A 22,190-nucleotide genomic window follows, 5' to 3' on the forward strand; every position below is an offset into this window, starting at 1 on the left:
TTCCTCGTCCTGGTCCAAAGCATGCAGGATGAGAGCCCGGGTGTTCAGAGCAAGCGCGAGGTCGGACAGGTGGGTGTCGGGGTGCTGCTTGGCCAGAGATCGGTAGTGCTCAACGGCTTCAGTGCCTGCCTCGAACGCTTCCTCGTCCTGGTCCAAAGCATGCAGGATGAGAGCCCGGGTGTTCAGAGCAAGCGCGAGGTCGGACAGGTGGGTGTCGGGGTGCTGCTTGGCCAGAGATCGGTAGTGCTCAACGGCTTCAGTGCCTGCCTCAAGCGCTTCCTCAACCCGCCCCAAGTTACGTAGTTGGAGGGCTTGATTATTCAAGGATCCGGCGAGGTTGGACAAGTAGGCGTCGGGGTTCTGCGCTGCTAGCCCTCGATGTACTCCAACCAGACGCGCCGTCAACCGCTCGGCCCATACCCCCAGCCGAAGGCTGGACGGAGGAAGGGCATCACTGAGATATCCGAGGACCGAGTGGGAGGTATCCGGATCTCCTGTGACATCTTCCAGCGCTTGGATGAGAGGATCGGGGCTCTCTACCTGGGTGGCTACCTCGATGATGGCAGAACCCAACACATCCACCCTGTCCGCGCACATTGTGGTCAGGTGTCCTGCCACGGAGGGCATGGCGGGGTGGGCGGCGGCACGTGCGTAGAGGGTGACCAGGCGTTCGGCGTGGGTGCGGGTGATGGTGTGTAGGTGGGGGGTGAACAGCTTGGGGTTACGTTGGAGGCGTTGGCCCAGGAAGTACTCCAACAGCCGGTCGGGTTGTAGGTACCCCCACATCCGCTCCCCGTCCGTGGGGTACAGGCCACTGATCCACATGCGAATTTGGTGTTTGCGGGCGGTGGTCTGACCCTCCAACACCGCCGCGTTTCCCAGGAGTTCGTCTGCTTCCTCGACGCTGGCGGGGGCGAGGGTGAAGACCAGGGCCAACACGTCCCGCAGCGGTTGCGCGAGGTCGGCGTCGGTCAGGCCGTAGGCGCTGGCGGTCTGCTCCCAGTAACGGTATTCGTGGGCCAGCACCCGCCCCTCCACCGCACTGTCGGTGGTGACGGAGGTGGCGGACTTCGTGGAGTCCAGGAGGTCGGCCAGTGCCCGCATGTGCACGCTCAGAACGGTCTCCCACTCGGGGCCCGACAGATCCGGATCGGCCAGGTCGGCCGCGACCTGGACCCAGTCGGCCGGTTGGGGTGCGCGGGCCGTCGGCAGTGCGCCGGCGAGGTGGCCCAGGGCGGTGCGGTATTCCTGGTCGCGCTCGGTGGTGCGGGGCGCCAGCGGTGGCAGCGGGAGTTGTTGGGCGATATCGGCCAGCAGGTGGCTGGTGGCCGTGTTGACCTGCTCCCACCACTCGCCCACGGTGCGCACCAACAGCAATAGCCGGACGGGGGGACTGTCCGGGGGCCGGTCGCACAGCTCGAGTAGACGGATGAGCTGTGTGGTGCGGGTCTCGGCATAGTCCACCACCAACAACACAGGGGCCGTGGTGTCCTTGACCGGGCCTAGTTCCTCAGCGGTGGCGCTCTCCTTGAGCCACAGGGTGGCCCACCTTCGCCCTCGGGCGTCGGGGCTGGCCAGGCGTGTGGTGAGTTCGTGGGCTAGGCGGGTCTTGCCCTGCCCACCGGGCCCGTGCACCACCATCGCTGTGAGGGGTTTGTCGCTGTCACACCACTCCAGCAGGGTCCGCATGGTGTCCTCGCGGCCGTGGAAGGCCACCACCTGTCGGTCGGCCGCCAGCAGTGCGGCTGGGGAGGGGTGGTGGTGTGCGTGCGGGGTGTGGGACAGATGGGCGAGCTCCACCGGCTCCAACACCAGAGGTGCGCCGTGTTCGGCCAGCACCGCCCTGAAGACCGGGTCGTGGTGCAGGACGTAGGCGGGAACGATCTCCAGAGCGGCGTGGTCCCGGTGTTCGAGGTCGGCGGCCACCACGCCCATGAGCAGTCGGCCTTCGCCGCAGCGCATCGCGGCCCCGGACAGGCCCGCCCACAGCGAACGCCGCTGCCCGGCCTGTTCCTGTTGTTGTACCTCGTGGGGGTGCCAGCGAGGTGGGTGGGCGCTCAGGTCCATCACGTGCCGGTGGTTGACGAAGTGGTTGCCCGGGGCCACCGTGCCCACCAGTTGCGCTGTCTCCGCGGCCCGACCGGGGCGTTGCACCAGGTCGGGAAAACCCCACACCTCACACGGGGTGTGGGGGGTGGTGGTGACCAGCCGCCCCCATCGGGTGATCACTGATCGCTGGCTCCAACCCGGGTCGGTGACGTGGACCAGGGCGGCGTCGTCGTGCCCCTTCGGGGTGCCGCGCCAGACCACGCGCCCGGTGTGCGGCTGGTGGTCGGTGGCTGTATGCACCTGCACTCGGCCGCCGGCTTCGGGGACCAGGTGGGCGCTGGTCAGTACTAGGCGTGGGGCGATCACGTACCCCGAGCCGCTGCTGGTGGAAGTGGTGATGCGGGTGATGCGCTGAGCGGTGTCCAACAGGTTCTCCGGTCACAAACAAAGGGTGCGGGGTCTCAGCGGGTGAACGGAGGAGGGGCGACGGGTTCGGGGTTGCTGTGCTCCCGAGCGCTGTTGATCGCCACATCACCGGTGGGGTGGTCGGCATTGTGCGGGGCGAGGGTGAACGCGACCTTGTGGGTGCTGGTGCGTCCCGCTCCGGCCTCGACCTCCCCGGTGGCGATCCAGGCCGCAAATCCTGCCTTGGCCTTGGCGTCGGCGCGGAACTGGATCTCGAACTCCATCTGGATCGGGCCGACCCTGAAGGTCAGATCCTGGTCCTTGGCCTGTTCGGCGGCCTGGTTGAGTTCGTCGCGCAGGGTCTGAACGGCATCGGAAAGGCGCAGTTCCACCACGGCCTCCTGGAAGTGAAAGGGGTTGGGGGATTCACGATCGCAGAGCTTATACAGGTTCACGGGTAGTTACAGGGGAGGGTGGCCGTATGTGGCCAATCGGGCCCGTCGCGGGTAATAAGGGTGATGCGTGTCGGGATCGCCTCCCGTCACTCACGGGGCGGGCCACCGCTGAGCCTGGGGTGGCAGGTTCCCGGTCGACGTGGTGCCGTCGCTGGCGGCACGGGGGCCGATTGGCTGATCTTCTCGACTGAGCCCGGGGCTGTTCCGGGACCTGTTTCGTGCCGAGTGTGATGGAGGCTCTAAGGAAGCCGGCACGAAACAGTACGCGGGAGATGAGAGGGCCGCTGATCGCGGTGTGGAACCGGTGGTGATTGTACTCGTGCAGTCATTCGGTGAACGCCTCCCGCTTCTTGCACTCGCTGGTGTAGGGGCGGGCGTAGGCCCATTCGTCGACCAGGGTCCAGTTGAACCGCTCGACCTTGCCGTTGTTCTGGGTCCGTTAGGGGCGGGTGCGCTTGTGTTTGACGCCCTGGTCCGCGAGCAGGTCCCGCCAGGGGCGTGAGCGATAGCAGGCCCCGTTGTCGGTCAGTACCCGCTCCACCGTGATTCCGGCCGAGGCGAAGTAGGCGTGGGCACACTTCCAGAAGCCGGTGGCGTGTTCCTTCTTCTCGTCGGTCAGCAGCTCTCTGTAGGTCGGCCGGTTCTGTAGGTCGGCCGGTAACGGTCGGCCCAGCGTTAAGTGGTGTTCACGCTGTACTGGAAGCGTTCGGCGGATCCGCGTAGTGTCCGTCCGTCTTCGACCGCGCAGCGGGCCAACGCCAGACGTCCGGCGGGTGTGAGACGGGCATTGGCACGGGTAATGTGGGCCACGGAGGGCCTCCTGACCTACTTCAGGTGTTGATCTAGACAATCCACACCTATGTCGGAGGCCCTCTCTTGCTGTCAAATCACTGCCGGGCTGTACTTAACCTCTGTGGTCGGTACACCTGATATGTAGGGTCTTTTTGTCAAGAGCACAGCCCTGAACAGCGGTGATGTTCCTGGCCCCGCCACCACCGCAGGTGGCCTGTCATCAGGTACGACAGGTGCTGTGTAAGACCGGTGGGAGAAGACCATGCGACTCGCGTGTCATGCACGACGCGTGGTCAGACTGATATACGCGGATTGGCTACCGCAGGACGGGCTGTTCGGCGGGAACGAGGCCGATCTCGCAGCCGGTCCCGCCGGACGGCTATCGCCCATCCACGCCCGGTGTGTCCGTCAGGGGATGCTCCCGTGGGTGTCAAGGGTGCTCGTGGTGGGCGTGCATGCCCCGCACGTCCCACTCGGGGAAGGGGTCGGCCAGATGTTCCCAGGGGGTGTGGAACTCGTCGTCGGTCAGCAGACAGGAGTCCAGTGCCGACTTCAGTGCCTCATGGCGCAGTTCCGTGCCGATGAACACCAGCTCCTGCCGGGGTTCCACGGTCTCGCTGCCTTCGAGGTCCTCGGCGGAGTAGCCGAGGGCGAGGCCGTCGGCGGGGTCCCAGACTCCGGCGGGCTCGAACCGGGCCACCGGTCCGGCCTGGGACCACAGTCCGGTCATCCTCGGCCGGGTGGCCAGCCAGAAGAACCCCTTGGTGCGCAGGATCGTGCCGAAGTCACTCTTTTCGAAACCCGAGGAGAGCAAGTCCCAGAGCCGCTGCGGGTGGAAGGGGCGTTCCGCCCGGAACACCAGGCTGGAGATCCCGTACTCCTCGGTCTCGGGCACGTGGTCGCCGTTGAGCTCGTTCACCCACCCGGGCGCGCGCGAGGCCCGCTCCAGGTCGAAGCGGTCGGCGCCGACGAGTTCGACCGGGTCCACCCGACCGTGTTCGATCCGCAGGACGCGCGCCAGGGGGTTGAGGCGGCGCACGGCGGCCTCCACGTGGTCGGCCTGCTCCGGCGCGACCAGGTCGATCTTGTTGACCAGGATGAGGTCGGCGAACTCCACCTGGTCCACCAGCAGGTCGCTGACGGTGCGTTCGTCGTCCTCGTAGGCGTCCAGGCCGCGTTCGACCAGGTCGTCCCCGGCGCCGAGCTCGCTCAGGAACCCGGCGGCGTCGACCACCGAGACCATGGTGTCCAGACGCGCCCCCTGGAGCAGGGGGTTCCCGTCCGCGTCCGGGACGGCGAAGGTGGCCGCGACGGGCATGGGTTCGGAGATACCGCTGGACTCGATGATCAGGTGGTCGAAGCGGCCCTGGCGGGCGAGCTCGGCGACCTCCTCCAGCAGGTCGTCGCGCAGGGTGCAGCAGATGCATCCGTTGGTCATCTCCACCAGGCGCTCGTCGGTCCGGGTCAGGTGGCCTTCACCCCTGACCAGGTCGGCGTCGATGTTGATCTCGCTCATGTCGTTGACGATCACCGCCACCCGCAGGCCGTCCAAGCGGTGCAGCAGGTGGTTGAGCAGGGTGGTCTTGCCCGCACCCAGGAAACCGGAGAGTACGGTCACCGGGAGTGCGGGTGCGTCAACGGGTGTGGTGGCGGATGCGCCGCTAAGCGTGCTCGTGGAGGTGGACATCTCTACTTCTCTTCTCGGAGGACCTTGAACAGTCCTGCTTCGGTCGGGCCGTGCGGGACGACGCTCAGGCCGTGTGGCGTGGCTTCGGCGCGCAGGGTCTGTTCGTTGACCGTCCACCAGTCGTAGTGGACCTCGTCACGGCTGATGAGCCGGTCGCCTTCGTTGACCTCGTAGGTCATGTGCCAGGCGATCTGTTCGGTACCGGCCGGTACCGCCCCGGCCCAGCCGACGTAGGAGCGCTCCCCGACGCGGAGCTCGGACATCCTGGTGCGCTCGACGTGCTCCGGTTCGACCGGTGCGGGCAGGTTGAGCAGGGCGAACGCTCCCGGAGCGAGGCGGGTTGCCAGGTCCTCCCAGAGCCGGTCCCGCTCGTGCGGGCTGAAGTGGCCGATGAGGTTGGCCGCCACCAGGCCGCCGATCCGGTCCGGCAGGCGGGCCGAGAGCAGGTCGTCACCGTCCACGGTCACCCGGGGCCGCAGATCCGGATCCTCGAAGACCCGTGACAGCAGTACCGACCGCAGGGGAAGCGACGGTTCGATCGCCAGGACCTGTGCTGCCGCGAGTGTGCGGGCGATGAGCCGTGTTCCCAGGCCGCCCCCGGCGCCGGCGTCGACCACCGGTCCGGCGTCGGTCGGCAGTTCCCGCAGGGCGTCGGCGACCGTCGCCGCGTGGTGTTCCCACCACCCGGCGATCATCAGGTCGATGAACTGGCCGGAGCGGTCGTAGGGGTCGTCGTATCCAGTCAATGCGTGTCTCCTCGGTGGAACTCGGTACTCGGTGAGCGGCCGGGGGCGGGTGCTCATCCGTCCGGTCGGTGTTCGTGGGCGAAGAACGGCTGGAAGGGGTCATCGGGTGGCGGGCCGGCAGCCTCCCACTCCTGTTCCTCGGCCGGGTCGAGAAGACAGGAGTCCAGGAGGGGGAAGAGGCGGCCGGTGTCCAGACCCAGGCCGGTGAAGGCCAGGTGCTGGCACCGGTCACCGGTGCCGGGGCGCCAGTCGAACGCGGTGGCGGGAGGCCGGAAACCGGTCACGAGGTGGCGGTTTCGCGCCGGGAGTGCTGCCGTCCACGGCCCGCCGGGTTCCAGGGACAGTGAGGTGCCGTTGGCCTCCCACACGACCATGGTGTCGGGCCGTCCGGCCAGCCACAGGCGTCCTCGGCTGCGCAGGCTGGTGGCGGTCATCTCGTCCAGGACCTCGAAGAACCGGCCGGGGTGCAGCGGGTGGAACCGGCGCCAAACGGCGGTCTGTGCGGCTCCGTCCTCAGCCGGGTCCGACGGTGGCGGGGGAGGGAAGGAGGGCAGGACGCGGTGGAGCGCCGCCGCGAAGTCGAAGCTGCCGCGGAACAGCGTCGGCGGGTGTTCTCCGGTGGTGTCAGAGACAACGCCGGCCGCCGGGTTCAGGTGGGTGACCAGGGACCGGCACACACGGACCTGGGCGGTGGTTGCCGTGCCCCTGACCACGGCCACGTGGTCGGAGAGGTCGATCTGGCGCAGCAGTACGTCGCCCAGGGTGCGCGGATCGCTTGCGGAGCCGGCCAGCCCGGCGGAGAAAGCCGTCTCGCCGCTCAGCAGGTCGGGGACGAGCAATCGGGCGTCGACCGCCGTGACCACGGCGCAGAGGTGGAGTTCGGGGTGGTGTTCCAGGAGCGTTTCGACCGCTGTGTGCGGCTCGACATCTGCGGGGGCGTCGAACACCTGGTGGAGGGAACGGGAACCGTGAGGGTTCGGGCTCTGTACCGGAAATCTCCGCGGAGTCTGAGGCGCTCCGGCTTCGAGGCGGTGCAGTTCCGTACCCGGTACCGCTTCCGTCAGGGATCGCGCGAGGCGTCGTCGGGCGCCCTCATGGGTGCCCAGGACGAGCACGGCGCGGGGCCGACGGTCACCGTTCATGGGCCTACCTCCGGTTCTCGGTGGGGGATTTGGTCACCGGTGTTCCTTGAAGGCGGCTGTGACCAGTGGTTACGTTGGTACTGTTCGCGGAATCAGTGAGCTGGGCATGTACCTGGGGGAGAACATGGCTACTGCACATCTGGCCCATGAGGGCCACACGCATCAGCACGGCGAGGGCTGTGGGCACGTTTCGGTGCCCCACCAGGGCCACGTGGACTACGTGCACGACGGGCACCTTCACCGCGTCCACGACGACCACTGGGACGAGTGCCCCACCGAAGGGCACGCCGTACACGAGGACCACGCGCACGCACACGGTGAGGGCTGCGGGCACGTGGCCGTGCCGCACGAGGACCACGTGGACTACGTGCACGATGGGCACCTTCACCGCAAGCACGACGACCACTGGGACGAGCACTCGGCGTAGCGGTCGACGACGATCCCGTGCTGTTCGTCGCGGGCGGTCGAGTTCATTTTTCTGAGAACTCGGCAAAGGGGTCGTTGTGGAAGTCCTGGCCTGACTCTGCCTCGGTGACCAGGCACGACTCCAGCAGAGTCAGCAGGGCTCCGGTGTCCATGCCGACCCCGGTGAACGCCAGGTGTTGGCGGCGGTCGCCCACCACCGGGTCCCAGTCCAGGAGGGCGGAGGACCGTCGGGTCTGGGAGACCAGGTCCATGGCCGCGTCGGGGAGCGCGGCCATCCAGGGGCCGCCGTTTTCCACCATGAGCAGGTCCTGGTGGGAGTCCCACACCAGGAGGGTGTCGGGCTGACTGGCCAGCCAGAACCTGCCCCTGCCGCGCAGACTCATGGCGACGATCTCCTCCAGCGCCTCGGCGAGCCGCTCGGGGTGCATCGGTCGGGTCCTGGTCCAGGTCACCGTCCGTACACCCTGTTTCTCGGCGTGGTCCGCGTACTGTGCCCAGGCCGGGTTGATCCGGGCGTGAGCTGACTCGGGCTCGAAACGCCCGTCGAGAAAGCCCTGGAGGTCCGAGCCGGAACGGACGATCACGGCCGTGGGGTTGAGCTGCCCGAGCAGGGCCCGTGCGTGACGGTCAGATCCCGAACCGTGCAGGACGATCACGTTCGGGTACTCCAGCTGCCGGTTGAGGACCTCGGCGACCGTGCGGGAGTCGTCCTGGGCGATGTCCAGTTCGCGGTCGCTCAGATCGTCGTTACCACCCAGGTCCGCGGTCAGATGGGCGAGATCGACGGCCGTGGCGACGGTGGCCAGGCGCAGCCTGTCCTGCGCGGCGATGTTCTCGGCGATCAGCCGGGGTTCCACCCCGTCCCAGGACTCCACCACGCACAGGTCGTGTCGGCCGGCGTCCGCGGTGCGCAGGAGGAAGGGGATGAGGTCCTCGCGCAGAGTGCAGGAGGCACAGGCGTGGTCGAGGTGCACCTGCTCGCTTTCCAGGGGGCCTGAGCAGTCGCGCACCACACGGTGGACCGCTCCGTCACCGATGTCCTCCATGTCGTGATGCACGCTGATGGAACGCGGAACCGCGGCCAGCAGGTCGTTCACGGCCTGACGTCGCGCGGCCGCGTGCAGACCGGTGACCAGTGCGATGCGCATCGCATGCTCCTCTCCGTGGTGTCTTCTCAATATTGAAAATGAAAATCGTTTCCGTACTTTACACGACCCCGTCGGTGGCCGGTGCATCCCGGGTGGGGGCGGGCGGGGTGGCTGCGGGCATGTTACGGTACTGATAATCATTTTCATCTACCCGAGTCGTGTCCCCCCAGGAGTCCTCCTCGTGTACGTAGGGCGATGCCAACGCCGAGTTGGCCCCTTGTCGCCGGTGATCCCCCATCGGGCAGTCGGCTGATATGGCCAACACACCCAAGTACGACGATGCCGTGCTCAGGGTTCTGGGTCGTGGTTCCCGCTTTCGCAGCTGTCGGGAGATCCTCCGGGACCTGGATCGGTCGAACCCCTCCGCCTCTGGCCCGCCGAGCCTGTCCACCATCTACCGCACGGTCCACCGGATGTCCCAGGAGGGAGTGCTGGACACGATCCAGTCTCCGGAGGGGGAGCGTCTCTACCGGCGGTGCAGGACACCCGTCCGCCACTACCACCTGTTCTGCCGGGTCTGCGGTGAGGTGGAGGAGATCGATCAGGTCGCCGAAATCACGGAAGTCGTGGAGAAGATCCAGGGCATGAGTGATTTCGATCAGGTCGACCACACCTTCGAACTGACCGGTGTCTGTCCGCGTTGTCTGTCAACTCCCCACGGCTGAAGCCCGTGGGCTTGTGGGTGGGCGCTCGCCTGGATGGTGGGCCCGGCCTCCTGCGTCCAGCGCCCTCCCTTCGCGGGGTCTGGGGTCGCCCCTGTGCTTCCTCCGGTGCTATACATGGACATGTCGACAATGAAAACGGTTTTCATTATTGTTTTCGGGTCCAAGGTGATCCAGGGGGTGCGCGGCTCAGTGACGAACGAAGCCGGCCCGGCGACCGTCCGGCACCAGGACGCGGGGGAGCCGTTTCCGCTGGCGACCCTGCAGCACGCCTACGGAAACGGGAGACAGGACGGCCCACCCCTCGGCGTGGTGGCGGTCCACTTCTCCACCGACTTCTCCACCGGGTTCGACGGTTCTGGGAGCGATCCTGATCGTCTGGCGGAGGCCCTTCGGGCCGTGGCGGACCGCCACCCCGTGCTCAGGGTCCGCTTCGACCACGGTCACCAACGAGTCGAACCCGCCGGAGCCAAGCCGACGGTCACCATGCGGGACCTGCGCGACCTGAGCGCTGACGGGGTCGAACAGGCCCTGGCGAGGATCAGGGAGGAGGAGCCCGCCCACCGACGCATGGACGTCGCGAAAGCGCTCAGCTCCTACGGGGAGCGCCTGGTCCTGGGCGACCTGGACATCGTCGAGGTCCCCGGCGACCACTCCTACCTCTCCCCCCAACGGCAACAGGCGGTCCCAGCCCTGGCCAACCGGGTCGACCCCTCCCTGGCCCACGACTCAGGGGCCTGGCCCAGCACCCCCTGACCGATCACGTTCGAGCCGCGCGCACGCGAACCCACACCTTCCCTCTTGTGGAGGACACGATTCCAGCCATCGACTACTACTCCCCGGATGCCGAGTTCTCCGACCCCGACCTGCGCTGTCGGGTCACCGTCCTGCCCGAACCCGCGCGGGAGATCCCGCTACCCGACTCCATCGCGGCGGCGCCCTTCGGCGTTGCCGGGCACACCCCCCGTGCGGAGCGCCGGGAGCCCTCGCGGCGTCCGGCCGACCGCCTGCCCGGCGGCGGGCACGAGGCCGCCCCGGAGATCGGGGTGCTGGTCACATGAGTCGGACACAGACCGCACCCACCGCTGAGGCCCGGCCGAAGACACCCGAGCAGTCGCCCTCGCCGTTGCAGACCCTGCTCCGACCCATCAAGGGTCGGGTCCGGACCGCGGTGGTGCTCCAGGGACTCGCCTCGGCGCTGGGGCTCGTCCCGCTGATCTGCCTGGTCGAACTGGCCCGCGTGCTGCTCGCCGACGGCGTGGTCGACACCTCCCGCGTGTGGCTTCTCGTCGGCATCGCCGTGGGCGCGTCAGTCGCCGCGCTGGCCGCGGGCACAGCCTCCACCCTGGTCGGCCACCTGGCCGACAACGACATGCAGCTGTCGGTCCGCCGCGCCCTGGCTCACCGCATGTCCCGGGTACCTCTGGGCTGGTTCACCGGCCGCGGGTCGGGCCGGGTCAAGAAAGCCGTGCACGACGACATCGAGGACGTCCACTCCCTGGTCGCGCACACCCTGCCCGACCTGGCCTCGGTCGTCACCGTGCCGCTGGTCGCCCTGGTCTACCTGTTCACCGTGGACTGGCGGCTGGCCCTGGTCTCGGTCCTGCTGGTGGCGGCGGGGATCTTCCTGTTCTCCCGGGCCATGGCCGGGGGCATGGCGAAGATGGCCCAGTACGCCGAGGCGATGAACCGGATCAACTCCTCCGCCGTGGAGTTCGTGGACGGCATCCAGGTGGTCAAGCACTTCGGCGGCCACCGGCGCGCCCACGAGCGCTTCACCCGCGCCGCCGACGACTTCGCCGACTTCTTCCTGAACTGGTCGCGCAGCACCACCCCGGTGACGGTCGGATCCTTCCTGCTGCTGTCGGCGCCCATGGCCACCGTGGTCACCGTGCTCGCGGGGGTGGGCTTCGCCTTCGCCGGGTGGACCGAACCGGTGGCGATCGTGGCCTTCGCCCTGTTGGCACCGGCCCTGTGCGCGCCGATGAACGCCATCGGCTCCCAGGTCCGGCAGACCCAGGCCGCCGGGGCCGCGGCCGGGCGGGTGACCGCTCTGCTCGACACCCCGACCCTGCACCAGGGCGAGGAACCACCACCGCTGGAACCCCGCGTGGTCTTCGACGGCGTGTCCTTCTCCTACACCGATGACGGGACGGCGGGGGAGAGCCCCCGGGCCCTGACCGAGGTGGACCTGGTCCTGGAACCGGGCACCGTGACCGCCCTCGTCGGTCCCTCGGGAGCAGGTAAGAGTACCCTGGCCGCCCTGCTCGCCCGCTTCCACGACGCCGACGCCGGATCGATCACCGTCGGCGGGGTCGACATCCGCGAGATCGCCGACCCCTACCGCAGCGTCGGCTTCGTCCTCCAGGACGTCCGCCTGCTCGGGGAGACGGTCGCCGACAACATCGCCCTGGGCCGCCCCGAAGCCACCCGCGAGGAGATCGAGGCCGCCGCACGCGCGGCACAGATCGCCGACCGGATCGAGGCCCTGCCCCGGGGCTACGACTCCGTGATCGGTGAGGACGCCGACCTGTCCGGCGGCGAGGCCCAGCGCGTCTCCATCGCCCGCGCCCTGCTGGCCGACACCCCGGTCCTGGTCCTGGACGAGGCTACTGCGGCCGTGGACCCGGTCTCCGAGGCCGCCATCCAGGACGCGCTCAGCGAACTCGCCCGCGGCCGCACGGTCCTCGTGGTGGCCCACCGCCTGACCACCGTCACCGGCGCAGACCGGATCGCGGTCATGGATGAGGGCCGGGTGGTGGAGACCGGAACCCACGACGAACTGCTGGCACGGGGCGGCCGTTATGCCGAACTCTGGCGGGCCCAGGAACAACAACGATCCCAGGCACACCACCGAGACGTACCGGGAGCAGACCAGTGATCCGCGCTTTCCTCAGGGCCCTGGGTCCGGAACAGGCCGGTCCCGTGAAGAGGAGCCTGGCCCTGACCACCGCCGTATCGGTGTTGCAGGGGGTGGTCTTCGCCCTGCTGGTGCCCGTGCTGACCGAACTCCTCCGGGAAGGGCCCCGGGCCGCCCTGGGCTGGGCGGCGGCCCTCGCCCTGGCCACCCTGGTCTACGCCCTGCTGCGCACCCTCAGCCTCTTCGTCAACTTCCGGGTCGGCGGGGCGATCTCCCGCGGCCTGCACCACCGCATCGGGGAACACCTGGTCCGGCTGCCCCTGGGCTGGTTCACCGGGAACCGGGTCGGTGAGCTCAACCGGGTCGTCACCGACGGGGTCTCACGCAGCACCAACGTGCCCGTGCACATCTACCCGCCGCTGGCCGACGCGGTGGTCACCCCCGTCGTGGCGGTGTCGGTGCTGTTCGTCTGGGACTGGCGGATCGCCCTGGCGGCCGCGGCCTGCCTGCCCGTGGTGTGGATGGTCTTCACTCTGTCCAACGACGCGGTGGGCCGCAACGACGCCGCCCGGGACGTGGTTTCGGACGAGGCCGCCTCCCGGGTGCTGGAGTACGCCAGGTCCCAGCCGGTGCTGCGAGCCTTCGGCCGCACCGAACAGGGCGGTCAGAGCCTGGACCGGGCCCTGACCGCTGAGCACGGGGCCGCGCGCCGCCTGCTGCTGCGCATCATCCCGGTGATGCTGGCCTACTCCTTCGCGGTCCGGTTGATGTTCGCGCTGCTCATGGTGTGCGCGGTCGTGTTCGTCCTGGACGGCGGACTCGACCCCGCCCTGGCCGTGGCCCTGCTGGTACTGGTCGCCCGGTTCACCCACCCCCTGGCCACGGCGGCCGATCAGGGCGCCGCCCTGCGCATGGCCACCAACCAGCTCGACCGGATCAACGCCGTCCTGGACGCCCAACCCCTCCCCGAACCGGAGTCGCCGGTCCTGCCGCAGGGCGCGGTCGTGGAGTTCGACGACGTCACCTTCTCCTACGACCGCAAGGACGACGCCCCGGCACTGGACGGGGCCACCCTGCGCGCCGAACCCGGAACCCTCACCGCCCTGATCGGCCCCTCCGGGTCCGGCAAGACCACGGTGGCCCGCCTGCTGGCCCGCTTCCACGACGCCGACCGCGGGCAGGTCCGCCTCGGCGGGGCCGACGTCCGTGACATCGGCAGCGAGGAACTCTCCCGGCACGTGGCCCTGGTCTTCCAGGACGTGTACCTCTTCGACGCCACCATCGCTGAGAACCTGCGCCTGGCCGCCCCCGACGCCACCGGGGAACAACTCGACCGGGCGGCCGCGCTGTCCGGGCTCGACACGGTCCTGGCCGACCTGCCCGAGGGCTGGAACACCAGGGTCGGGGAAGGCGGAACCGCGCTGTCCGGCGGCCAGAAACAGCGGGTCTCCATCGCCCGGGCCCTGCTCAAGGACGCGCCGGTCATCGTCCTGGACGAGGCCTCCTCGGCCCTGGACACCGAGAACGAGGCGCTGGTGACGCGTACGGCCGTCGAACTCGCCCGGGAGCGGACCGTGCTGGTCATCGCCCACCGCCCCGCCACCGTGGCCGCCGCCGACCAGGTCGTCTTCCTGGAAGCGGGCCGCATCGTGGAGTCCGGTGCCCCGGACGAACTCCTCGAACGGGGAGGGCGGCACGCCGATTTCGTTCGGACCCGCGAACGCGCCCGCGGCTGGCGCCTGACCGCTTCGGACGTCATGCCCCCTCCCGCCTCCACCGCCACGGAAGACCACGAGAACGACCCGGCCCGTGCCTGAACCCTCCGGCGAACCCGCCCAGGCCTGCCTGGTGCCCCTCGGGCGCCGTCACCGCCCACGAACCCTCCTGACCCGCCTTCCCCCGGGGCAGGAGACCTCTTCCGGGACCGTGCCGACCACGGCCCCGCCCCCGAGAAAGGCCGAACGATGAGACGACGATCCCTGCTGGCGGGCGCCTTCGCGGTGCTCCTGGCGGCCACCGCCTGCGGTGGCGCTGAAGGCGAGCAGGCCTCCGCCGACGGCACCACCCTGCGCTACGCGGCGGTGGGGGCCCCGGCGGCCACCACCCACGACCCGCACGGCCGCGTCGGCAACGAATCCGACTACCTGCGGTTCGCCATGCTCTACGACGTACTGACCGTGACTGACGAGAACGGGGCCGTCCAGCCCCGCCTGGCCGAGTCCTGGGAGCCCGACGGAGACGACCTGACCCGCTGGACCGTGTCCTTGCGCGACGACGCCGTCTTCTCCGACGGCGATCCGGTCACCGCCGACGACGTCCTGTTCTCCCTGGAGCGTATCCAGGGCAAGGGCGCCGAGAACAACGGGCGCCTGTCCGCGTTCGACCTGGAGGCCTCCTCCGTCACCGGCGAGCACACCGTCGAGCTGGCCACCCACCAGCCCTACGCGGAGGTGGGCGGTGCCCTGGCCTCCCTGACCTTCGTGGTGCCCGAGGGCAGCGACGACATCACCGAGCCCGTGATCGGCTCCGGACCGTTCCAGCTGGAGGAGTACGACGACACCACCGCCGTCCTGAACCGGCACGACGGCTGGTGGGGCGACGCTCCGGGCTACGACACACTCCAGATCAGCGCCTTGCCCGACCCGGGCGCGCGGGCCGAGGCGGTGGCCTCGGGACAGGCGGACATCGCCGGGAGCGTGGCACCCGCCAGCGCCCAGCAGCACGAGGAGGACGACTCCGTCCAGGTGGTCACCCGGCCCGGGGGAGTGAACTACCCGCTGGTCATGGACCTGGGCACCGAACCCTTCGACGACCCCGGCGTGCGTGAGGCCGTCAAGCTCGCCCTCGATCGGGAGCAGCTCGTCGAGACGGTCTTCCTCGGCTACGGAGAGCCCGGCGCGGACCTGCTCAACCCCCAGGAGCCCTTCGCCCCGCAGGCGGAGCCGATCGAGCGCGACCTGGACCGCGCCCGGGAACTGCTGGAGGAGGCCGGCCACGGGGACGGGGTCGAGCTCACCCTGCACGCGACCAACTCCTACCCCGGCATGGAGGAGACCGCGACCCTGGCCGCCGAACAGCTCTCCGAAGCGGGCATCGACGTCCAGATCGAGGTCGGTCCGCCCGACACCTACTGGGCCCAGGTCTGGAACGTCGAGCCGTTCTACCTCAACAGCCTCGGCGGGAACGGGTTCGTGGACTTCGCCCGGATGGCCCTGCTCGCTGACGGCCCCGTCAACGAGACCGGCTGGGACGAGCCCGAGTGGGACGCCGACTTCGCCGAAGCCCTGGCCACCGCCGATGACGGCGAACGGCACGCCCTGCTCGCCGACCTCCAGCAGCGGGTCGCCGACGACGGCGGCTACGTGGTCTGGGGCACCGGAGACGGCATCGACCTGGCCGCCGGTGTGACCGGCCTGCCCACCGGCCCCGGTTTCCACCGCCTGTTCATCGAACAGGTCGAGGCCGCCGGCTGATGTCCGGCCCCGAGACCGCCCCCGCGGCCGCCCCTCCACACCCACCGAGGGCGGCCGCGGGGGCCTCACTCCTGTTCTCCCTGGTCAGGGCCGCGCTGCTGCTGGCCCTGGTCTCGGCAGCGGTCTTCACCGCCACCGAACTCCTGCCCGGGGACGCCGCTGATCTGCGGGCCTCACCCGGGGCCGATCAGGAACAGGTACGCCACCTGCGGGAGGACCTGGGGCTGGACGCCGAGCCCTGGCGGCGCTACCTGGACTGGATCGGGGCCCTGCTCAGCGGCGACCCGGGCACGTCCCTGGTCAACGGTCGGCCCGTCACCGACGCCCTCGCCCAACGGCTGCCCGCCACCCTCGCCCTCGTGGCCGGGGCTCTGGCGGTCGCGGCCCCCGCATCCCTGGCCCTGGCCTGGTGGGCGGGCACGACACGGCGCGGGCGCCGGATCTCCACCGCGGTCCTGACCGGCGGTGCCGCGGTGCCCATGGCGGTCACGGCCGCCGCCCTGGCCGCGCTGTTCTCGGGCGCCCTCGGTCTGGTGCCGCCGGTTTCCCTGCTCCCGCCCGGGGCCACCCCCTGGCACCATCCGGACCTGCTCTTCCTGCCGGTGATGTCGATGGCGCTGCCCACCGCGTTCTTCGGCGCGAGCCTCCTGGCGGGCGCGGTGGCCGACACCGTGCGTCTGCCGCACGTGGCTGACGCCCGACGCAGGGGTGTGCCCTCCTGGCAGATCGCCCTGGTGGACGTGCTGCCCTTCCTGCTGGCTCCCTTCGTCCGGGTCACAGCGGTCGTGGCGGGCGGACTCATCGCGGCCGCGGCCGTCGTCGAGACCCTCTTCGGCTACCCGGGGGTGGGCTCGCTCCTGGTCTCGGCCATCTCCTCCCGCGACCTGCCGGTGGTCCAGGCCACGGCCGTACTCGCCGCGGCGGTCGTGCTGCTGGGACTGCTGCTCGGCGACCTGGTGGCGGCGCTGACCGAGCCCGCACGCGGGAGGACGACATGATTCGGCTGCTGGTGCCGTTGTCGCTGGCCGCGGTCGCGGCCCTGGTGCTCGGCGGCGGATGGCTGGCGCCCTACGACCCGACATCCACGGCCGGTGCGTCCTGGCAGCCACCGAACCCCGCGCACCTGCTCGGGACCGACGCCCTGGGCCGAGACGTGTGGTCGCGGGTCCTGGCCGGGGGAGGGCGGCTGCTGACCGTCTCGGTTGCGGCCGCCCTGTGCGCCTCCGCCCTCGGCATCGCGGGCGGTCTGGTCGCGGGATGGTCCGGCGGACCCCTCGCGCGCCTGCTCACCGCCTGCGCGGACTTCCTCCTCGCCCTGCCGTCCCTGCTGCTGGCCCTGGTGGCCGCGATCGCCCTGCCCTGGCAGACCGCCGTCGTCGTGGCGACGGTGTGCGGGGGAGCGCCCCTCACCCTGCGCGTGGTCCGCGACGCCGTCCGCACCATCCGTACCTCCGGGTACGTGGAGGCCGCCCTCCTGCGCGGTGAGCACACGGCCTCGGTCCTGCTCCGTGAGGTGTTCCCGGCCATGCGCGGCCTGGTCTCCGCCGACCTGGGACTGCGCCTGGTCGTGGCGATCCAGGTCTGTGCCGCGCTCGGTGTCCTGGGCCTGGGCGCGACCCCGCCCGCCCCGGACTGGGCGCTCATGCTGCGGGAGAACATGACTGGGGCCGCGACCAACCCGTGGGCGGTGGCCGCACCCGCGATCGCCCTCGGCGCCACCACGGTCCTGTTCGCCCTGGCCGCCCAACTGTCCTTCCGTGAACACGAGGACCGGCGTCCGAGACGGAAGGCGCAGAAGGAGGCGAACCATGCCTGAGGGACTGGACGTGACGGACCTGGCGGTCGAGAACACCGAAGGGCTGCCGATCATCGGGCCGGTGGACCTGCACCTCCCGGACGGCGCGGTGACCGTGGTCATGGGGGCCTCCGGCAGCGGCAAGACCAGCGCGCTCCTCGCCGCGTTCGACGCCCTGCCTCCGGGACTGGTTCGCCGCTCCGGACACGTCCGCTGGCGGGGGACCCCGGTTCCCCGGGGCCGTGCCGGACGGCGCTGGCGCCTGGCCGCAGTGGGGATCCTCGGCCAGGACCCCGCGTCGGACCTGCACCCGCTGCGATCGGTGGCCTCCCTCGTGGCCGACGCGCTGCCCCGCGGACCGCGCGGGGAGAACACGCAGAAGGCACGCGCCGCACTCACCGACCTCGGGTTGGACGCCGACGCCCTGTGGCTCCGGCGCCCGCACGAGATCTCCGGCGGCCAGGCCCAAAGAGTGGCCCTGGCCCGTGCCGTCGTCGCCGACCCCGAAATCCTCCTGCTGGACGAACCCACCAGCGGCCTGGACCCCGCCACGGTCGAACTCGTGGTCCGGGCCATCGACGGCCGAAGAGGACGATCGGGCCGCACGACCGTGGTGATCACCCACGACCGGGAATTCGCCCACCGTGTGGCCGACCACCACATCACCCTGGGAACCCCCGCCGAAGCCGGTCGGGCAGGGCCCGCGGTCGCATACCGCCGCGCCGATGCGGCCCCCGTACTGGAACTGGAACACCTCCGGGTCACCACCCCGGCCGGTCTGCCCCTGATCGACGACGTCACCCTGACGGTGCACCCGGGCGAGGCCCTCGCGATCCTGGGCCCCTCCGGCAGCGGAAAATCGACCCTGCTCCGGAGCATCGCGGGCCTGCACCCTTCAGCATCGGGGACGATGACCCTCGACCGGGTCCCGCTGCCCCCACGGCTGCGGGCACGTACGCAGGACACCCTGAGCTCCGTCCAATTCATCACCCAGGACCCGGCCGGCGCACTCAACCCCGCCCACCGAATCAGCACGGTCCTGGCCCGACCGTCGATGGTCCTGCGCGGACTGTCCCGGACCCAGGCCCGCTCCGAGGTCCCCCAACTGTTGGAACGGGTAGGTCTGCCCGCCGACCTCGCCCACGCCCGTCCCACACGGCTCTCCGGAGGCCAACGCCAGCGCGTGGCGATCGCCCGCGCCCTGGCCGCACGCCCCCGGCTCCTCCTGGCCGACGAGGTCACCTCGTCCCTGGACACCGCGAGCGCGCACAGGGTCCTGGACCTCCTCGACACCCTGCGCGCGGAGGAGGGCCTGGCCGTCGTCATGGTCACCCACGATCGGACCGTCGCCGACCGGGCCGACCACGTCCTCACCCTGGACCCAGGCCAACGCAGCATCTCTGGTCAGTTAAGCGAACCCATGCGAACCGTAAGGTCCGGCGCGGGTTCTGCCCACCTGGGCGGGGGGAACGTCCCCTGATGACTCCCTGTTCGTTCTGTTCGCGACTTGCTCCGTCGTGTCCGGGGACCTTGTGCTCACCCGGGTACGAACCACTTCGGACGAGCGTGATCCTCGCGGGATTCCTTCGGTGCGGCCGGGGATGAACCCGGTCCGCAGGAAGGATGACGCGGGCATGACCGGGCCGGTCGGATGCGGGGGATCGTCCCCGTCCCCGTCCCCGCGTCCGCGGGTGCGCCGTGCTACGTCTGTGTTAACAATCGGCCTGTGCACTGCCCTGGCCAGGGGCTTCGTGGGCGGGGGGAGATAGCCTCCCGGAAGTAACATCCCACTCCGAGGACAGGAAATCCCCCGATGTCGAACCAGAGCACACCAGTGAAGCCCGGTGTGGTGACCGCCGCACGGATCATTCTCTTCGTGGTCTGCGGCCTGTCCGGCGTCCTGTTGGTGATGAGCCTGCTCGGCATCATCGGCGCCTTCCTGCACCCCGAGGGCCCCGACGCCGCCTTCGCCACGGTGGGGGCGACCACCGGCGGCGTCCTGCGCAGCTTCGTCCTGGGGCTGATCGCGATCGTGCTTCTGCTGGTGGCGGCGCTGCGGATCGGCAAGGGCGGCACGAAGAACCATCTGGTGGTGCGACTGCTGGTGGGCGGCGGCGGGCTGGTCTCGGTACTGAACGCGGTCCTGACTGGGGAAAGCACCGCCTACATGGGGTTCGTTCTCCCGTTGATCGTCCTGATGCTGCTCCAGAGCAAGCGCTCCCGGGAGTGGTTCGCCGCCATGGACGCACCCATGCGAAATAACTGAATCTACGCCATAAAGGTGCTTTCTCTACTGAATCACCAACTTTCGGGGTGAAGCGACTTCGGGGTCACGTATGTTCCGCGCGAACTTCGCCGAACCGTTCACCCGCGTTGGGGTGGAGTCCGTACTCTGGACCCGCGCGAATCCGCGCGAGCGCCGGTGCGGGACGCGGTGGACGGGTGGCCCGCACCGGCTTCAGCTGTGTCTGAGGTCGGCGCTCAGCCCCGGGGGCGCGGCCTCCTGCAGGGTCCGCAGCACCCAGTGGTGACGGTTCGACCAGCCCAGGAACAGACGCACCCGGCCCCCGGTACCGGTGCGGCCGGCACGGAACCGGCCCCTGGGTCGGGATCCGGATCAGCTCGGGTTGTGTGCAAGGACCAGGTCGGTCAGCTCCTGGCTGGGGAAGTCCATCACCACCACCCCCGTCCGGGACGCCGCCGCGGGACGCAGGTGGTCGACGGCGCGGTGGTTGACCCCGCGGATGCCCAGTGCGCCCCAGGCGACCTCGCGCGGGTTGGCCCAGGGAGCCCCGCTGCCGCTGAGGTGGTTGACGTGGAGCACGTCGCCCGGCCCCGCTTCGGTCGCGTCGAAGTGGTCACGGACCTTCTCCCACTTGGCGGGGATGTCGAAGAGCGTGGGCACCCGGTAGTCGTCCTGGATGTCCAGGGCGGGGCCGTTCCAGTGGACGCCGTAGTCGCGGGAGGCGGAGAAGTCTTGGACGATGATGATCCGGCCGCGTACCTCGCCCAGGTTCGGAACCCCCTCCGCGCCCGGTTCGGGCACCCACAGGCGCTTTGAGAGCACGTCGCGGGTGTCCGGGTTCTCGTGGATGTAGTGGTCCAGGGTCTCCTCGTAGGTCCGGGTGTTCTCGACTTCGGTGTGCTCCTTCTTCATGCGCATCAGCACCGTCTCGGTCGGGTGCGCGTCGAGGAAGGCATCGATGCCGGTGACCACGTCGGTGAAGTTCAGGTGCAGGTACTCGGCGCCGTGGTGGATGGGGAAGGCGTCGCGGTAGTGGCGGGTGCGGACGTCGAGGAAGCGCACACCGGAGTCGAGCTGCCCGGTCAGGTCCAGGTCCTGGGTGCGCGACCACACGGTGCCGCGCCAGGCCCCGGTGTCGTGTGTGCCGGGGATGGACAGCGCCGCCAGGTTGGCGCTGTCGGGGACGGCGGCCATCCACTCGGCGCGGGCCACCGCTGACTCCTGGACGGGGACCGGTTCCGCGGCCGCCGGCGCCGCGGCGGCCAGGAGCGAACCGACCATGAGAACAGCGACCAGCGTCGGGCCGGTGTGGTGAGCCAGGACGCGCTGGGCGACGGGGGAGGTGAGCATGGGGGTATCCCTTCGCGGGCAGGGGCGGACCCAGGGGGAGTGGGCCGCCCCTCACCCTGCCACGCGGTGTCGGCGCTGCCACCCCCCTTTCCCTGCTGGATTCGGGCTCAGGCGGTGGAGCTGAGGCCGTAGCGGGGGCTGAAGCGGGTGGACAGCTCCAGGATCCGGTGGGCCCCGGGCAGGGGCCCTGTGGAGAGGAGTGCGCGCAGGCAGGGGCACCATTCGATGCGGTTCTGGGCGAGGCAGGCCTGGACCCCGAGCAGGCGAAGACAGAGTGCCAGGTCGCGCAGGGGCGGGCCCGGATCGGCCGGTTTCAGCCCCCGGGACAGGGCCAGGTTGGCGACCTGGTTCTGGCGGGCACGCGCCAGCACCCTGACGATGCCGTGCTCGGGCGTGCGGCCCAGGTCGGCGAAGCCGTTCTCGGCGATGGTGAAGAGGGTGTCGCGCTCAGCGGAGCGGACCGGATCGCAGGCCCGGGCGAGGGTCTCCAACATGGGGCAGTGTGCGCGGGCCCGAGGACCGGACACGCGCTGCCACAGGCGTACGGACATCAGCTGGCCGAGGGTGTGCATCGCCGCCCGGGTCTGAGCGGAGTACCAGGCGCGGGCCATTCCGGCGTTCTCGGGGCGGTGGATCTGGGCGGGCGGCGGGTCGGCCCCCAGGAGCGCGCCCAGACGGGCCCCGTTCGGGCGCGGGGGCTGGAACAGGTCCGGGTAGGGCGGCCAAGGCGGGGCGGGGGAGTCCATGCCTTCGAGGGTCGGTCACCCTGGGACGCGGTGCCATAACCGTGGTGGTGAGGTTCTCCGGGCCCTGCGGTAAGCCGGTCGGGCCGAAGACGTTGCTGCTGTGGTGTCGTGGTTGGGAGTGTTTTCCCCTTGTGCGGGCGTAGCGGACGGTGTTGCATGTTTTCTGGTTTTGCTGCCGTTGGTGGGCGCCCGTCGTACCGTGAGTGCGC

General features: G+C 70.0%; 19 protein-coding genes and 1 pseudogene. 11 read left to right on the forward strand and 9 right to left on the reverse strand.

The window, feature by feature from the left end:
* The 6 genes and pseudogenes from D457_RS0125680 to D457_RS33385 form a co-directional block, all read right to left on the reverse strand.
* Positions 1–2,475, reverse strand: a 2,475-nt coding sequence (locus D457_RS0125680; RefSeq protein WP_017583547.1) for a tetratricopeptide repeat protein, incomplete at its 3' end; no start/stop codon positions are given.
* Positions 2,476–2,510: 35 nt separating this feature from the next.
* Complete coding sequence (locus D457_RS0125685; protein ID WP_026117029.1) at positions 2,511–2,846, reverse strand: trypco2 family protein; 336 nt, start codon at positions 2,844–2,846, stop codon at positions 2,511–2,513.
* A gap of 391 nt (positions 2,847–3,237) precedes the next feature.
* Positions 3,238–3,561 (reverse strand): annotated as a pseudogene (locus D457_RS35100) (DDE-type integrase/transposase/recombinase); the annotation flags it as partial.
* 570 nt (positions 3,562–4,131) lie between these two features.
* Positions 4,132–5,388: a GTP-binding protein gene (locus D457_RS0125695; RefSeq protein WP_017583550.1), complete on the reverse strand. Its 1,257-nt coding sequence runs from the start codon at positions 5,386–5,388 to the stop codon at positions 4,132–4,134.
* A gap of 2 nt (positions 5,389–5,390) precedes the next feature.
* On the reverse strand, positions 5,391–6,134 hold the full coding sequence (locus D457_RS0125700; protein ID WP_017583551.1) for a class I SAM-dependent methyltransferase: 744 nt from the start codon (positions 6,132–6,134) through the stop codon (positions 5,391–5,393).
* A gap of 53 nt (positions 6,135–6,187) precedes the next feature.
* Positions 6,188–7,081, reverse strand: a complete 894-nt coding sequence (locus D457_RS33385) for a GTP-binding protein (RefSeq protein ID WP_160167417.1) — start codon at positions 7,079–7,081, stop codon at positions 6,188–6,190.
* A 319-nt stretch (positions 7,082–7,400) separates the two neighbouring features.
* Here D457_RS33385 and D457_RS0125710 point away from each other — a divergent pair, with 319 nt between their 5' ends.
* The gene (locus D457_RS0125710) at positions 7,401–7,703 is read left to right on the forward strand and encodes a hypothetical protein (protein ID WP_026117031.1); all 303 of its coding nucleotides are present in this window, start codon (positions 7,401–7,403) and stop codon (positions 7,701–7,703) included.
* Between the two features lie 43 nt (positions 7,704–7,746).
* On the opposite strand, the gene D457_RS0125715 is transcribed toward D457_RS0125710, so the two are convergent.
* On the reverse strand, positions 7,747–8,850 hold the full coding sequence (locus D457_RS0125715; protein ID WP_017583554.1) for a CobW family GTP-binding protein: 1,104 nt from the start codon (positions 8,848–8,850) through the stop codon (positions 7,747–7,749).
* A 254-nt stretch (positions 8,851–9,104) separates the two neighbouring features.
* On the opposite strand from D457_RS0125715, the gene D457_RS0125720 reads away from it, so the two are divergent.
* From D457_RS0125720 to D457_RS0125765, 10 genes are all read left to right on the forward strand, one after another.
* Positions 9,105–9,515 (forward strand): Fur family transcriptional regulator, encoded by a 411-nt coding sequence (locus D457_RS0125720; protein WP_017583555.1) that lies wholly within the window; start codon positions 9,105–9,107, stop codon positions 9,513–9,515.
* Between the two features lie 189 nt (positions 9,516–9,704).
* A complete protein-coding gene (locus D457_RS35445) occupies positions 9,705–10,268 on the forward strand; it encodes a condensation domain-containing protein (RefSeq protein WP_193374545.1) in 564 nt (187 codons plus the stop codon).
* A gap of 47 nt (positions 10,269–10,315) precedes the next feature.
* On the forward strand, positions 10,316–10,573 hold the full coding sequence (locus tag D457_RS0125730) for a hypothetical protein (protein WP_017583557.1): 258 nt from the start codon (positions 10,316–10,318) through the stop codon (positions 10,571–10,573).
* The gene (locus D457_RS0125735; RefSeq protein WP_026117032.1) at positions 10,570–12,393 is read left to right on the forward strand and encodes an ABC transporter ATP-binding protein; all 1,824 of its coding nucleotides are present in this window, start codon (positions 10,570–10,572) and stop codon (positions 12,391–12,393) included. The genes D457_RS0125730 and D457_RS0125735 overlap by 4 nt, the downstream gene beginning before the upstream one ends.
* 44 nt (positions 12,394–12,437) lie before the next feature.
* Complete coding sequence (locus D457_RS33390) at positions 12,438–14,189, forward strand: ABC transporter ATP-binding protein (RefSeq protein ID WP_239646226.1); 1,752 nt, start codon at positions 12,438–12,440, stop codon at positions 14,187–14,189.
* Positions 14,190–14,336: 147 nt separating this feature from the next.
* Positions 14,337–15,845, forward strand: a complete 1,509-nt coding sequence (locus D457_RS0125745) for an ABC transporter substrate-binding protein (RefSeq protein ID WP_017583560.1) — start codon at positions 14,337–14,339, stop codon at positions 15,843–15,845.
* The gene (locus D457_RS0125750) at positions 15,845–16,843 is read left to right on the forward strand and encodes an ABC transporter permease (RefSeq protein ID WP_017583561.1); all 999 of its coding nucleotides are present in this window, start codon (positions 15,845–15,847) and stop codon (positions 16,841–16,843) included. Before D457_RS0125745 ends, D457_RS0125750 begins: the two co-directional genes overlap by 1 nt.
* Entirely contained in the window at positions 16,840–17,661 is an 822-nt protein-coding gene (locus D457_RS0125755) for an ABC transporter permease (RefSeq protein ID WP_017583562.1), read from the forward strand. Before D457_RS0125750 ends, D457_RS0125755 begins: the two co-directional genes overlap by 4 nt.
* Positions 17,654–19,120 carry an ABC transporter ATP-binding protein gene (locus tag D457_RS33395; protein WP_017583563.1) on the forward strand — a complete coding sequence of 489 codons (1,467 nt, stop codon included), beginning with the start codon at positions 17,654–17,656 and terminating at the stop codon, positions 19,118–19,120. The genes D457_RS0125755 and D457_RS33395 overlap by 8 nt, the downstream gene beginning before the upstream one ends.
* A gap of 333 nt (positions 19,121–19,453) precedes the next feature.
* Entirely contained in the window at positions 19,454–19,906 is a 453-nt protein-coding gene (locus tag D457_RS0125765; protein WP_017583564.1) for a hypothetical protein, read from the forward strand.
* A gap of 351 nt (positions 19,907–20,257) precedes the next feature.
* Here the strand turns inward: D457_RS0125765 and D457_RS0125775 are convergent, their stop codons facing one another.
* Positions 20,258–21,235, reverse strand: coding sequence for a phosphatidylinositol-specific phospholipase C (locus tag D457_RS0125775; protein WP_017583566.1), 978 nt, complete (start codon positions 21,233–21,235; stop codon positions 20,258–20,260).
* A 107-nt stretch (positions 21,236–21,342) separates the two neighbouring features.
* A complete protein-coding gene (locus D457_RS0125780) occupies positions 21,343–21,981 on the reverse strand; it encodes a hypothetical protein (RefSeq protein ID WP_017583567.1) in 639 nt (212 codons plus the stop codon).
* Positions 21,982–22,190: the final 209 nt, after the last annotated feature.

Origin of the sequence: Nocardiopsis valliformis DSM 45023 (genome assembly GCF_000340985.1) — a bacterium.
GTDB classification, from domain to species: Bacteria; Actinomycetota; Actinomycetes; order Streptosporangiales; family Streptosporangiaceae; genus Nocardiopsis; species Nocardiopsis exhalans.

Bases quoted from the DNA above. Each gene is read 5' to 3' on its own strand.
- D457_RS0125695 (WP_017583550.1), bottom strand. From the start codon at position 5,388: ATGTCCACCTCCACGAGCACGCTTAGCGGCGCATCCGCCACCACACCC.
- D457_RS0125720 (WP_017583555.1), top strand. From the start codon at position 9,105: ATGGCCAACACACCCAAGTACGACGATGCCGTGCTCAGGGTTCTGGGT.
- D457_RS0125765 (WP_017583564.1), top strand. From the start codon at position 19,454: ATGTCGAACCAGAGCACACCAGTGAAGCCCGGTGTGGTGACCGCCGCA.
- D457_RS0125745 (WP_017583560.1), top strand. From the start codon at position 14,337: ATGAGACGACGATCCCTGCTGGCGGGCGCCTTCGCGGTGCTCCTGGCG.
- D457_RS0125780 (WP_017583567.1), bottom strand. From the start codon at position 21,981: ATGGACTCCCCCGCCCCGCCTTGGCCGCCCTACCCGGACCTGTTCCAG.
- D457_RS0125715 (WP_017583554.1), bottom strand. From the start codon at position 8,850: ATGCGCATCGCACTGGTCACCGGTCTGCACGCGGCCGCGCGACGTCAG.
- D457_RS0125755 (WP_017583562.1), top strand. From the start codon at position 16,840: ATGATTCGGCTGCTGGTGCCGTTGTCGCTGGCCGCGGTCGCGGCCCTG.
- D457_RS33395 (WP_017583563.1), top strand. From the start codon at position 17,654: ATGCCTGAGGGACTGGACGTGACGGACCTGGCGGTCGAGAACACCGAA.
- D457_RS0125735 (WP_026117032.1), top strand. From the start codon at position 10,570: ATGAGTCGGACACAGACCGCACCCACCGCTGAGGCCCGGCCGAAGACA.
- D457_RS0125750 (WP_017583561.1), top strand. From the start codon at position 15,845: ATGTCCGGCCCCGAGACCGCCCCCGCGGCCGCCCCTCCACACCCACCG.
- D457_RS0125775 (WP_017583566.1), bottom strand. From the start codon at position 21,235: ATGCTCACCTCCCCCGTCGCCCAGCGCGTCCTGGCTCACCACACCGGC.
- D457_RS0125710 (WP_026117031.1), top strand. From the start codon at position 7,401: ATGGCTACTGCACATCTGGCCCATGAGGGCCACACGCATCAGCACGGC.